The organism is Planctobacterium sp. R6 (assembly GCF_055755215.1).
The window spans coordinates 40128-52277 of record NZ_JBVTQY010000002.1 but is presented as its reverse complement, the minus strand read 5'-3'; the positions used below and the strand labels follow the sequence as shown (position 1 = coordinate 52277).

Below are 12150 nucleotides of genomic sequence, written 5' to 3'. Positions count from 1 at the left end.
GCATGGCTGGTAACAATAATAATAAAGAACCGGTTGAAGTAAACTTACGCAGACACAACAAGTATGAACGAATTCACTATTGAAAAAGTGAACTGGCGTCATTCCAAACGAAGGCTAAAGCGATTACGCGACAGAGTATTTGTTTGTGAGTGGCGAATCCCACGCCAGTCAGAATTTGACCAACAAGATCCCAATTCAGAACATGTTTTGGTTGTTGATTCCGATGGCACAGATATCGCCACAGGACGTATAACGCCTGAAGGTGAAATCGGCAGAATAGCGGTGATCTCGCACCATCGCAGCGACGAAATATACGATGTGCTGTACACTTCCCTATTGCAAATTGCGAAAGAAAAAGAACTGAACGACGTCTATGTGCAATGCGAATTAGAAGGCGTTGACCATTTCGAGTCTCAGGGCTTTCAGGCGATAGGTTCAGTGTTTATGGACTCAGGTATCCCGCGACAGCGTATGTGTTGTCCGGTAAATGACTTTTCCTGGTCAAAGGTTGAACTGACCCATTAACGTCAGTTTCTTACAAATTCGCAATCTGCGATGCTGAGCACGCTCATAATCAGAGCGGTAACCGGTGATTTATAATTTATATCACTAAACACCCTGATGGCGCATTGCGGCTGTCCCTTTAGCTATTACAAGTTAACCCTTGTAATTCAATGAAGTCAGACGCAAGTTCTGTCGATAAGCACCTGCTGTTTTTGAGCTTCTTCCCTGTTACCTTCTTTTATAGCCACGGCCTGGCTCACTTTAGCTTGTTCACACTTGTCAGATAACTCTTTTTTGGCCATGTAACTTTGATCTTTTTGCTGTTGCATCAGGCCTTTTGCTCCGCTGTAATTTTCACGATCCTCAGGGGCCTTGTCCGCTTCATAAGGGGGTGCCTGAGTGGCACTACAGGCCACCACTAGCATACACACTGACAACAACATCGATTTATTGATCAGGCTTTTTCCTTTCATCTTTTTTCTTTCATATTATTTCTTACGCCTTTGTTTGAAAGGCCCTCAGCGAATAAGTTCCCATCGCTAGCGAGAAAGTTGCTCCGACAACACCTGCAATGGATGTCTGGGTTTAAACTGTTTAATTCGTGCCACCTGGCTGCGACAGGAATAGCCGGTAGCCAGAATTTGTGAAGGCTGATATTGACTGACTGGTTTTTCCCAACTCATGTCAAACAATGTTAAAGATTCCTGCAAATGCTTTGCTTCGTGGCCAAATGTACCAGCCATGCCGCAGCACCCCACCGACTCCACTTTCAGCGTTAAGCCAAACTCAGTAAAAATGTTTTGCCACTGTTTCTCACTCTGAGCCAGCATAGTTTTTTCCGTACAGTGCCCAAACAGCACATATTCCTTATCCTGTTTAATTTGCGGCTTATTTCTCAATGTTGCTAACCATTCGTGCACCAATAAAACATTGAAGTCGCCGCGCTTCTCGCCCAATACGGTTTTGTATTCGTCGCGGTAACAAAGCACCAGTGACGGATCGATACCCACCATTGGGATGCCAAGTTCGTGTAATTGATTTAAGAAGGCCGCGGTATCAGATGCAGTTTTAGCAAACTGCTGCAAAAAACCTTTCACATGCTGAGGTTTACCATTGGGTTTAAAAGGCACCAAAATTGGGCTAAATCCCAGTTGACGAGCTAACAGCATGAGTTCGTGCACAACGGAAGCTTCGTAATAACTGGTAAAAGGGTCCTGAACAATCAGTAATTTATTTTGCTTTTCCGCTTCTGACAACGACTGCAACTGCGCAAGATCAAAAGATTCAATGCCAGATTGACTTGCCCGTTGTTGCAAAGTAGGTTGCGACAAAATTGGAGAATCCACATAGCCGACGGTTTTCTCCAACAGTTTATTAAACCATCGCTGTTTCAGAAAAAAGTTGGGTAAACCCGGCAATTTAGCCATTTTCGGCGCCATAGTTTCAATATTCGCCACCAGCATATCCTTCAAAGGCCGGGTATAACGCTGGTAATACATGGCTAAAAAGCGTGCCCGAAAAGTAGGTACATCCACATTGACCGGACATTGGTTAGTGCACGCTTTACAGGCAAGACAATGATCCATGACGTCAAACACTTCTTCAGAAAAGTCAGTTTGGCGTTGTGCGGACAATGAATTTCGGACTCTGCTTAAAAACGGCTGCCTGGGAGCGACTTCCAACGCCACAGGATCTGAACCTTGCTCACTTAACAGCCTGAGCCATTCTCTGAGCATACCGGCGCGCCCTTTTGGCGAGTGACGCCGGTCCCGGGTGACTTTGGAGGACGGGCACATTGGACTTTTAGTATCATAATTAAAGCATAAACCATTACCATTACAGCTCATAGCTGGGGCAAATGAGTCTCTGACTTCAATGGCAATCTGACGATCAAAGTCACCACGCTTGACATCAGACACCCTAACCAGTTGCTCGTCAGAATGCAGCGGTGTACAGATTTTACCGGGGTTCATCTGATTATGAGGGTCAAACGCGGTTTTTATCTTGCGCAACTCGGTAAACAGCTCTTCCCCAAAAAATGCCGGACCGTACTCACTGCGGTAACCCTTTCCGTGTTCACCCCACATAAGTCCGCCATACTTGGCCACCAGGGCCACGACTTCGTCAGAAACCTGCTGCATCAGTTCTGCTTGTTTTGGATCGCACATGTCCAGCGCCGGTCTGACGTGCAACACGCCAGCATCCACATGGCCAAACATGCCATACTGCAACCCCTTAGAATCCAGCAATGCCCGAAATTCCATGATGAAATCCGCCAGATTTTCCGGTGGAACGGCCGTATCTTCAGCAAACGCTATGGGTTTTTCCCAGCCTTTGGCTTTGCCCAGCAAACCTACCGCTTTTTTACGCATCCCGTAAATTTTACCAATGGCGGCAAGGTCTTCGGTCATCTGGTAGCCAATCACACCCGCTTCACCGTTCGCTATCTGACTGTCCAGCATGGTCTGCAATCTGGCTATCTTGGCGTCAATCTGCTCTCTTGAGTCATCGTTGTATTCAACAATGTTAAGACCATCAATGGTTTTCCCGGGCACATCACTAATCAAGTCACTGACCGAGTGCCAGACAATGTCAGCTTTAGCTAAATTTAATACTTTACTGTCTACCGTTTCGACTGATGTAGCCTGCGCAGCCACCATCGAGGGCGCATGGCGCAGTGCTGACTCAAAGGAATCGTACTTGATATTGATCAAGACTTTATTCTTTGGAATGGGTGTCACGTTTAATTTGGCTTCAGTGATAAAGGCCAGTGAACCTTCAGAACCTGCCAGTACACGGCTGACATCTATTTTCTGTAAATCGTCTGAAACCGCATGTTCTAAATCATAGCCGGTCAAAAAGCGATTTAATCGGGGGAATTTAGCCAGTATCTGTTCACGTTTTTCGATACAGCTGGCCTGCAGTTGCGTCAGGATTGCCTGATAGCGCGGCTCTTGCTGGCTGTCTGCGGCAATGGGAGTTGTTTCCAGTACCGTGCCATCAATCAATACCGAAGTCAGCCCCAATATATGATCACTGGTTTTGCCATAAACCAATGAGCCTTGCCCTGAGGCATCAGTATTGATCATGCCACCAATCGTAGCGCGGTTACTGGTGGACAAGTCAGGCGCAAAGAAAAAACCATGAGGACGCAATGCATCATTGAGCTGATCTTTCACCACTCCGGTTTGCACTCTGACCCAGCCTTCCTCAGCATTTATCTCAAGTACTTTGTTCATGTGACGGGATAAATCCACCACTATGCCCTGAGTCAGGCTTTGCCCGTTAGTACCGGTACCGCCGCCTCTGGCAGAGAACTTTACGCTGGTATGCTTTGCTGCCAGACAGCCGATGACTTTTAAATCTTCGGTGTTACGTGGTAATAACACTGCCTGCGGCAGACGCTGATAAATAGAGTTGTCAGTAGCAACCGCCAATCTGGCTGAGTATTGGGTTTCTATATCCCCTTTAAATCCTGCGGATTTTAGTTGCGCTAAAAAGTCCAGATATTCTTTGGCAATAGACTGCTGACTGTCTAGAAGAGGTAACATAGGCTCCGGCGTGTCGTGAAAGCAATATAAAGTAGCACTGATTATAATGATTTAACGCAAAATGTCCTTTAAAGATCACGCGACAAACTTTGTAACAGATGAAATTTTGGTCAGCGCAGCAAAGTTAATTATAGTTAGATTTGAATAAACAGCTGTGGGTATCCATGTTAAACAAACCTATCAGAATCACACTCGGCAGTATCGGGGTTTTTATCGGTATTGTGTTCGCTATATTACCGGGGTCTATATTATTCCTGGTAGCCGGGTTGTTCTTACTCAGCTTTGACTTCCCACTGGCACGTCAGTGGCTGAGAAAGAGTCAAAAAATGATGAGCTGGGGAGCCAGAAAGTTGGACAAGGCAATTTATAGTCGCCGTTAGCTGCAACGGATGTATTCAACTACCTTGCCAGAAGGTTGCTGCTGCAAAAAGATGGCATAAAAAAACGGAGCATAAGACAGCTCCGTTTTTTATACTCAAGACATTACCGTTAGCTTAAATTCTCTGCCACGTATAACCAGGTTTCTACCACGGTATCCGGATTCAGAGAAACACTATCGATTCCCTGCTCCACCAACCAGGCTGCCAGGTCTTCATGATCTGAAGGACCCTGACCACAAATACCGACGTATTTGCCTTTCTCTTTGGCCGCTTTAATTGCCATGCCCAGCATCATTTTCACTGCCGGGTCACGCTCATCAAACAAATGCGCAATCAGACCAGAGTCTCTGTCCAGTCCCAGTGTTAACTGCGTCATGTCGTTAGAGCCGATGGAGAAGCCGTCGAAAATATCCAGGAACTGATCAGCTAACAAAGCGTTGGACGGTAATTCACACATCATGATCACGCGTAAACCATTTTCGCCTTTTTTCAGGCCCTGCTCAGCTAACAAATCGATGACCTTTTGGCCTTCTTCCAGGGTGCGCACAAATGGGATCATGATTTCCACGTTAGTCAGCCCCATTTTATTTCTAACTCGCTTAATCGCCTCGCACTCCAGGGCAAAACAATCGCGGAAATCTTCAGAAACATAACGGCTGGCACCGCGGAAGCCCAACATTGGGTTTTCTTCGTCCGGCTCGTATTGGTGGCCGCCCACCAGGTTAAAGTACTCGTTAGACTTAAAGTCAGACATACGTACGATAACTTTTTGTGGGTAGAACGCACCGGCAATAGTGGCGATACCTTCCACCAGACGCTCAATGTAGAACTCGGTAGGAGAAGCATATCCGGCAATCATGTCACTGATCTCTTCTTTTAAATCCTCAGGTTGAGAATCAAAGTTGAGCAATGCTTTAGGGTGAATACCAATCATGCGGTTAATGATGAACTCCAGACGCGCCAGACCAACACCGTGATTCGGTAACCGTGCAAAATCAAAAGCACGATCCGGGTTACCCACATTCATCATGACCTTCATGGGCGCTTCTGGCATTTGGTCGATACGGGAAGTCTGTACATCAAACTCCAGCTCGTCGCCGTAGATAAAACCGGTATCACCCTCAGCACAAGATACCGTTACCTTGTCGCCGGTGCTGATCACATCGGTGGCATTGCCGCAACCGACTACCGCAGGAATGCCCAGCTCACGCGCAATAATGGCCGCGTGGCAGGTACGTCCACCGCGATTGGTTACAATCGCAGAAGCCTTCTTCATGATGGGTTCCCAATCAGGGTCCGTCATGTCAGTTACCAGCACATCACCTTGCTGGATCTTGTTCATTTCGTCGATTGAGTCCAGCACCTTAGCGGCACCAGCACCAATCTTATGACCAATTGCGCGCCCTTCACACAAGGTGTTGGCGTTGCCTTTTAACTGGTAGCGTTCAATGGTTTGTGAATCTTCGCGGCTCTTAACCGTCTCAGGGCGAGCCTGTACAATATAAAGCTTGCCATCTAACCCGTCTTTGGCCCATTCAATATCCATGGGGCGCTGGTAATGGGCTTCAATGATAAGCGCTTGTTTTGCCAACTCCATCACTTCGTCATCAGACAAAGAGAATTGACGGCAGTCTTGTTCCGCTACGTCAACAATCTCCACCTGTTTGCCGTGAGAAGTATCAGCAGAGTAAATCATTTTAGTCAGTTTGCTGCCCAGGTTACGGCGCAATACCGAAGGATAACCTTTGCCCAGTAATTCTTTGTGAACGTAGAACTCATCCGGGTTTACAGCGCCCTGCACTACCATTTCCCCTAAACCATAGGAAGAAGTGATGAATACCACGTTTTCAAATCCTGATTCAGTATCGATACTGAACATAACACCGGAAGACGCCTGGTCACTGCGTACCATGCGCTGAATACCAGCAGACAGGGCAACACCTTTGTGGTCATATCCCTGGTGAACACGATAGGAAATGGCGCGGTCATTGAACAACGATGCAAATACGTGTTTGATAGCTACCAGAACATTGTCGTAGCCTTTTACGTTAAGAAAGGTTTCCTGTTGTCCGGCAAAAGAGGCGTCAGGCATATCTTCAGCGGTAGCCGAAGAGCGCACCGCAAACGAGGCGTCTGACTCGAACGCAGACTGAATCTGGTCAAATGCGGTTTTAATGGCCTCTTCAAGCACAGGCTGGAACGGTGTATCGATGATCCACTGACGAATCTCTGCGCCGGTTTTTGCCAACGCATCCACATCGTCTACATCTAATGTGTCCAGCACATCGTGAATACGATCATTCAGTCCGCTTTGCTCAAGGAATTCGTTAAAAGCATGTGCTGTGGTAGCAAAACCGCCAGGCACCTGAACGCCAGCATTGGCAAGATTGGAGATCATCTCTCCCAGTGAGGCATTTTTTCCACCTACACGCCCCACATCATTCATACCTAATTCTTCGTACCAAAGAATGTATTCTTGCACTACCGACTCTCCCGATTAACAATTAACTAAATAATAAAAAACTAGACCAATATTTGAATTAATTCGAGCTTGGGGTTAGCTTGCCATTGGAAAAAAGCATTGCGCCTTAAGTGCTGAAAATTGACTCGCTTCATGTGACCGCTGCCCTTATGGGACGGGCATTGTAGAGGTTTAGTTATAAAAAAGAAAATCTTATTTTATTTCGTAATAATATTACTACATTTTGGAATTTTGCCCTATGCGTACAGCGTTTTATATATCTGACGGAACTGCCATCACTTCAGAGGTTTTTGGCCATGCACTGCTGTCTTTATTCCCGATCCAGTTCGATCACGTGACAGTCCCATTCGTTGAAACCGAAGAAGAAGCCAATAAAACTGTTCGTAAAATTTCTGAAAGTTTCCAACGAACCGGAGAGCGGCCGCTGGTTTTTTACACCATAGTGAACAAAGAAGTGCGGGAAATCATCTCCAGATCAGAGGGGATCCACTATAACTTTTTGGACCAATATATAGCACCACTGGAAAAAACCCTGGGCGTACCCTCTAAGCCGGAAAAACACCGCACCCACAGCATCCACGAAAAAACCTATGATATTCGAATCGACGCAGTAAACTTTGCCCTGGCGAATGATGACGGTACCAATCTCAAAGAATACGGCAAAGCCGATATTATTTTAGTGGGTGTATCTCGATCCGGTAAAACCCCCACCAGTTTGTACCTGGCACTACAATACGGTATCAAAGCCGCCAACTACCCCTTTACCGAAGACGATATGGGCGATATTTTAAAACTGCCTCCGGCCCTTCGTCCTTACAAAAATAAACTATTTGGACTCACCATTTCCGCTGAGCGATTGCATCAAATTCGCTCGGAGCGCAAAGCCAATAGTCGATATGCCTCAAAACAGCAATGCCGCATGGAAATCAGAGAAGTTGAAAACATGTACCGCAAGGAAAAAATTCCCTTTCTGAACAGTACGCATTTTTCGATTGAGGAAATTTCTGCAAAAATATTGGCAATCACCGGTCTGTCTCGTCACAAATACTAGAGCGTGTTAACCTCTGCTATACGAGATTTGTTCTATATATGAGCGCTTTAATAAGGTTCCGCGATGAAATTTGAGCAATTTGACGAGTCTGTTTTTCAGTATCTGAAAAAGCTAAAAGACAACAATAATAAAGACTGGTTTAACGACCATAAACAGGAATATGAAGACCTGGTCAGAACGCCAGCCCTGAATTTTATTACGGCTATGGAAAGCTGGATCAAACTCATCTCACCACACTATGAGGCTATCCCCAAAAAGATGGGCGGCTCACTTATGCGGGTTTATCGCGATGTGCGTTTTTCCAAAGATAAATCACCCTATAAAACCAATGTCGGCATCCAGTTTCGCCACGAAATTGGTAAGGACGTGCATGCACCGGGTTTTTATCTGCATATCGAACCCGGTCAGGTGTTTTTAGCAGCTGGCGCCTGGGCTCCCGCTTCTGATGCATTAAAAGCCATCAGAGATTTGATCGTAGCCAAACCAGGCCCTTATCAGGATGCCATTAGCCATAAACCCATGCTGCAGCATTTTGAATTGCAGGGAAGTAAACTCACAAGACCGCCCAAAGGCTATGACAAGGAGTTGCCACTGATTGAAGAAATCAAACGCAAAGACTTTATTGCCGTGGCAGAGTTACCGGAAGCCTTTATTCTGGAACCGGCATTGCCCGAACGGGTTGCAAAACTATTTGGTACCACTCAGCCTTTTATGCGGTTTTTGTGTGAAGCCTTAAAACTGAGGTTTTGATTGCTGAGATTTTAATTGCTGTGGTTTCGACTGGTGAGGAAATCAAAAAAGCCCAATCATGATTGATTGGGCTTTTTGCTTTTATTCAGTCAACGGCGTTGAGACCGTTGCAAAAACTTATTGTTGTTCTACTTTTTGGTTTACCTGGCCAAAAATAGACTTACCGTCTTTGTCGAACATTTCGATTTGAATGGTGTCTCCAAACTGCATAAATGGCGTTGTTGGCTTACCGTCTTCAATCGTTTCAATCATGCGAATTTCAGCAATACAGCTGTACCCTACACCGCCGTCTTTCACTGGCTTTCCTGGGCCACCGTCCAGCTTATTGGAGACAGTACCTGAGCCGATAACCGAACCAGCGCATAATGGACGCGTTTTGGCTGCATGAGCCACCAACTGACCAAAATGGAAGGTCATATCGATGCCCGCTTCAGGCTTACCAAACATTTCGCCATTGTAATGAGAAACCAACGGTAGGTGCACTTTACCATCTTGCCAGGCATCGCCTAACTGATCCGGAGTGACACACACAGGTGCGAATGCACTGGAAGGCTTAGACTGGAAAAAGCCAAAACCTTTGGCCAATTCATTAGGGATCAGGCCGCGCAACGACACATCATTCACGATCATAATCAATTTAATGTGCTTCAGTGCATCTTCAGCTGTAACCCCCATTGGCACATCATCAGTAATAATGGCCACTTCTGCTTCAAAGTCGATACCAAATCCATCAGCCTGAGGCATGATGATGTTGTCATTCGGTGCTAAAAAGGAATCAGAGCCGCCCTGATACATCAGGGGATCAGTCCAGAAACTTTCCGGCATTACCGCATTACGCGCTTTGCGCACCAACTCAACGTGGTTTACATAAGCACTGCCGTCAGCCCACTGATAGGCACGAGGTAACGGCGAATGACATTGCTTTTGGTTGAACTCTTCACCAGCAATTTCACCACTTTCCAGTTGCAAATACAGTGACTGTAATTTGGGCTCCACATTCGCCCAGTCGTCCAGAGCCGCCTGCATGGTAGGCGCGATTTCTGCGGCACTTACCATTTTGGTTAAAGAGGCGTTAACGACAACTAACTGACCATCACGGCCGTGCTTTAAACTTGCTAATTTCATCAGGCATTATCTCCCTGTTTTGCTTTGAAGCCTTCACCATTGTGCAGCCAGTCGGCATGCTTAGGGGCTTTCTTAGTTTGAGACCATTCTTCAATCATGTCCGGGGCGACGCGTTTTAACTCCGCTAACATAGCCGGCTCAGAAGTATTACAGGCCAGTTCAATTCGATGACCATTTGGATCGAAGAAATAAATAGACTGGAACAAAGTGTGATCCGTCGGACCTAACACGTCCAGTCCGGCCTTTTCCAGGCGAGCTTTAGCTGCCAACAAAGTGTCCATATCTTCCACTTCAAAGGCAATATGCTGTACCCAGGCTGGAGTGTTTTGATCACGTCCCATTTCCGGCGAATTAGGAATTTCAAAAAACGCCAAAACGTTACCCATACCGGCATCCAGAAACACGTGCATGTAGGGGTCCGGCGCACCTGTAGAAGGCACATTGTCTTCGGCAATGGCTAACTGAAAATCCATATCCAGGTGTTTTTGATAAAACTCTACTGTCTCTTTCGCATCTTTACAGCGATAAGCGACATGGTGGATACGCTTTAGCATTATTCTGCTGCCTCAGTTTTGGTTTTAATCACACCGCGATTGACCTGGTCACGTTCGATAGATTCGAACAAGGCTTTAAAGTTACCTTCTCCAAACCCTTCGTCTTGTTTACGTTGAATAAATTCAAAAAATACCGGCCCCAGTACCGTTTCAGAGAAAATCTGTAACAACAAGCGAGGCTGTCCACCTTCAGTGGTGCCGTCCATCAAAATACCACGCTGCTGCAGCTCTGGTACATTTTCGCCATGACCTGGTAAACGCTCTTCCAGCATTTCATAATAAGTCGCCGGTGGCGCTGTCATGAACTTGGTGCCCTGCTTTTTCAAACGGTCCCAACAAGCGTAGAGATCATCACAGGCAAACGCAATGTGCTGAATACCTTCACCATTGTATTTCATCAGATATTCTTCGATCTGACCGCCACCGCCAGCTTCTTCGTTCAGAGGAATACGGATTTTACCGTCAGGGGCTGTCATGGCTTTGGAAGTCAGGCCCGTGTACTCACCTTTAATGTCGAAGTAACGAATTTCACGGAAGTTAAATAACTTCTCATAGAAGTCTGCCCAATATTGCATACGACCGCGGTATACGTTGTGAGTAAGGTGATCCAGAGTATGGAAACCACAACCTTCAGGTTTGCGTTCAACGCCTTCCAACCATTCAAAATCGATGTCATAAATGGTTGAACCTTCTTCGTAACGGTCGATCAGGTATAAAGTGGCACCACCAATACCTTTAATTGCAGGTAAGCGCAGCTCCATTGGCCCTGTGTACACTTCTACCGGCTGAGCACCTTTTTCCAGAGCCAATTTATAGGCTTTTTGTGCATTCTTAACGCGAAATGCCATACCGCAAGCTGACGGACCGTGCTCTTCGGCATAGTAGAAAGCATGGCTCTTGGGCTCATAGTTAGTGATGAAGTTGATATCACCCTGACGCCACAATTCCACTTGCTTCGACTTGTGAACGGCCACTTTGGTAAAGCCCATTGATTCGAATACGGGCTCCAGAATTCCGCGCTTAGGCGCCGTAAATTCAACAAATTCAAAACCATCCAACCCCATTGGGTTCTCAAACAAATCCGCCATTTCACTTCTCCACGTTAATATTATTCGAAGTTAATGTTCCTGTAGTGTAGACCAACAGCAACCAACTTAGTTGTAATTGCAACCAATTTAGTTGTAAGTACAACTATTGTCAAGGTAGACTCAGTTATCCTTGCAATTTTGACGAGCAAAACTGTATGGCCACATTGCCAGATTCTTCAATTCTTAAGCTGGAACGTTATCTGCCCTATCGACTTTCTATCTTGTCCAACAAGATCAGCAGTCTGGTAGCGCAAACCTACAAAGATAAGTTCGCGCTCTCTATTACCGAGTGGCGCATCATGGCGGTTTTGGGGGAATATCCGGGTATATCAGCAGATGAGATTTCGGCGAAAACGCAAATCGAAAAATCCATTTTAAGTCGGGCTATCGCCAAATTGCTGAAACGACATCTGATTGAACGTAGCATCGCTGCTGATGATAAACGCCGCTCCGAAATTGTACTTTCTGATACCGGAGCAGCTGTTTACAAAGAAATCGTGCCCTTATCTTACCAGCACGAAAACGACATTTTGCAATGTCTTTCAGAAGAAGAACAAAGACAATTCAGCGATTTACTGGACAGGTTATATCAGCACGCCGAACGTTTATAATCAGGAGCAAGATTCAACGGTGCCAGGTTTAGGTACTTTTGCCCTGACCTGAGT

The 12150-nt window shown here is 46.1% G+C and carries 11 protein-coding genes; 5 read left to right on the top strand and 6 right to left on the bottom strand.

Annotation, left to right across the window (positions count from 1 at the left end; genetic code table 11):
• The first annotated feature begins 63 nt into the window (after positions 1-63).
• Positions 64-525, top strand: coding sequence for a GNAT family N-acetyltransferase (locus tag AC0J20_RS02050; RefSeq protein WP_473020421.1), 462 nt, complete (start codon positions 64-66; stop codon positions 523-525).
• Between the two features lie 155 nt (positions 526-680).
• On the opposite strand, the gene AC0J20_RS02045 is transcribed toward AC0J20_RS02050, so the two are convergent.
• Both AC0J20_RS02045 and ydiJ read right to left on the bottom strand, forming a co-directional pair.
• Positions 681-977 (bottom strand): hypothetical protein, encoded by a 297-nt coding sequence (locus AC0J20_RS02045; RefSeq protein ID WP_473020420.1) that lies wholly within the window; start codon positions 975-977, stop codon positions 681-683.
• A 66-nt stretch (positions 978-1043) separates the two neighbouring features.
• Complete coding sequence (gene ydiJ / locus AC0J20_RS02040; RefSeq protein WP_473020418.1) at positions 1044-4055, bottom strand: D-2-hydroxyglutarate dehydrogenase YdiJ; 3012 nt, start codon at positions 4053-4055, stop codon at positions 1044-1046.
• Positions 4056-4219: 164 nt separating this feature from the next.
• On the opposite strand from ydiJ, the gene AC0J20_RS02035 reads away from it, so the two are divergent.
• Entirely contained in the window at positions 4220-4435 is a 216-nt protein-coding gene (locus AC0J20_RS02035) for a PGPGW domain-containing protein (protein WP_229527803.1), read from the top strand.
• Positions 4436-4544: 109 nt separating this feature from the next.
• Here the strand turns inward: AC0J20_RS02035 and ppsA are convergent, their stop codons facing one another.
• Positions 4545-6917, bottom strand: a complete 2373-nt coding sequence (ppsA, locus tag AC0J20_RS02030) for a phosphoenolpyruvate synthase (protein WP_473020417.1) — start codon at positions 6915-6917, stop codon at positions 4545-4547.
• 238 nt (positions 6918-7155) lie between these two features.
• Here ppsA and ppsR point away from each other — a divergent pair, with 238 nt between their 5' ends.
• Together ppsR and AC0J20_RS02020 are read left to right on the top strand one after the other, a co-directional pair.
• A complete protein-coding gene (gene ppsR / locus AC0J20_RS02025) occupies positions 7156-7968 on the top strand; it encodes a posphoenolpyruvate synthetase regulatory kinase/phosphorylase PpsR (RefSeq protein WP_229527805.1) in 813 nt (270 codons plus the stop codon).
• A 63-nt stretch (positions 7969-8031) separates the two neighbouring features.
• Entirely contained in the window at positions 8032-8718 is a 687-nt protein-coding gene (locus AC0J20_RS02020) for a DUF2461 domain-containing protein (protein ID WP_473020416.1), read from the top strand.
• Between the two features lie 117 nt (positions 8719-8835).
• Here AC0J20_RS02020 and AC0J20_RS02015 read toward each other — a convergent pair whose 3' ends face one another.
• The 3 genes from AC0J20_RS02015 to hppD are packed head-to-tail and all read right to left on the bottom strand — an operon-like array spanning position 8836 to position 11485.
• Positions 8836-9843, bottom strand: a complete 1008-nt coding sequence (locus tag AC0J20_RS02015; protein ID WP_473020415.1) for a fumarylacetoacetate hydrolase family protein — start codon at positions 9841-9843, stop codon at positions 8836-8838.
• Positions 9843-10397 (bottom strand): VOC family protein, encoded by a 555-nt coding sequence (locus tag AC0J20_RS02010; RefSeq protein WP_229527808.1) that lies wholly within the window; start codon positions 10395-10397, stop codon positions 9843-9845. The genes AC0J20_RS02015 and AC0J20_RS02010 overlap by 1 nt, the downstream gene beginning before the upstream one ends.
• Positions 10397-11485, bottom strand: coding sequence for a 4-hydroxyphenylpyruvate dioxygenase (gene hppD / locus AC0J20_RS02005; protein ID WP_473020414.1), 1089 nt, complete (start codon positions 11483-11485; stop codon positions 10397-10399). The genes AC0J20_RS02010 and hppD overlap by 1 nt, the downstream gene beginning before the upstream one ends.
• A gap of 155 nt (positions 11486-11640) precedes the next feature.
• Between hppD and AC0J20_RS02000 the strand changes: the two genes are divergently transcribed.
• Positions 11641-12096: a MarR family winged helix-turn-helix transcriptional regulator gene (locus AC0J20_RS02000; RefSeq protein ID WP_473020413.1), complete on the top strand. Its 456-nt coding sequence runs from the start codon at positions 11641-11643 to the stop codon at positions 12094-12096.
• Positions 12097-12150 lie beyond the last annotated feature (54 nt).

Bases quoted from the DNA above. Each gene is read 5' to 3' on its own strand.
- AC0J20_RS02050 (WP_473020421.1), top strand. From the start codon at position 64: ATGAACGAATTCACTATTGAAAAAGTGAACTGGCGTCATTCCAAACGA.
- AC0J20_RS02045 (WP_473020420.1), bottom strand. From the start codon at position 977: ATGAAAGGAAAAAGCCTGATCAATAAATCGATGTTGTTGTCAGTGTGT.
- ydiJ (WP_473020418.1), bottom strand. From the start codon at position 4,055: ATGTTACCTCTTCTAGACAGTCAGCAGTCTATTGCCAAAGAATATCTG.
- AC0J20_RS02035 (WP_229527803.1), top strand. From the start codon at position 4,220: ATGTTAAACAAACCTATCAGAATCACACTCGGCAGTATCGGGGTTTTT.
- ppsR (WP_229527805.1), top strand. From the start codon at position 7,156: ATGCGTACAGCGTTTTATATATCTGACGGAACTGCCATCACTTCAGAG.
- AC0J20_RS02020 (WP_473020416.1), top strand. From the start codon at position 8,032: ATGAAATTTGAGCAATTTGACGAGTCTGTTTTTCAGTATCTGAAAAAG.
- AC0J20_RS02015 (WP_473020415.1), bottom strand. From the start codon at position 9,843: ATGAAATTAGCAAGTTTAAAGCACGGCCGTGATGGTCAGTTAGTTGTC.
- AC0J20_RS02010 (WP_229527808.1), bottom strand. From the start codon at position 10,397: ATGCTAAAGCGTATCCACCATGTCGCTTATCGCTGTAAAGATGCGAAA.
- hppD (WP_473020414.1), bottom strand. From the start codon at position 11,485: ATGGCGGATTTGTTTGAGAACCCAATGGGGTTGGATGGTTTTGAATTT.
- AC0J20_RS02000 (WP_473020413.1), top strand. From the start codon at position 11,641: ATGGCCACATTGCCAGATTCTTCAATTCTTAAGCTGGAACGTTATCTG.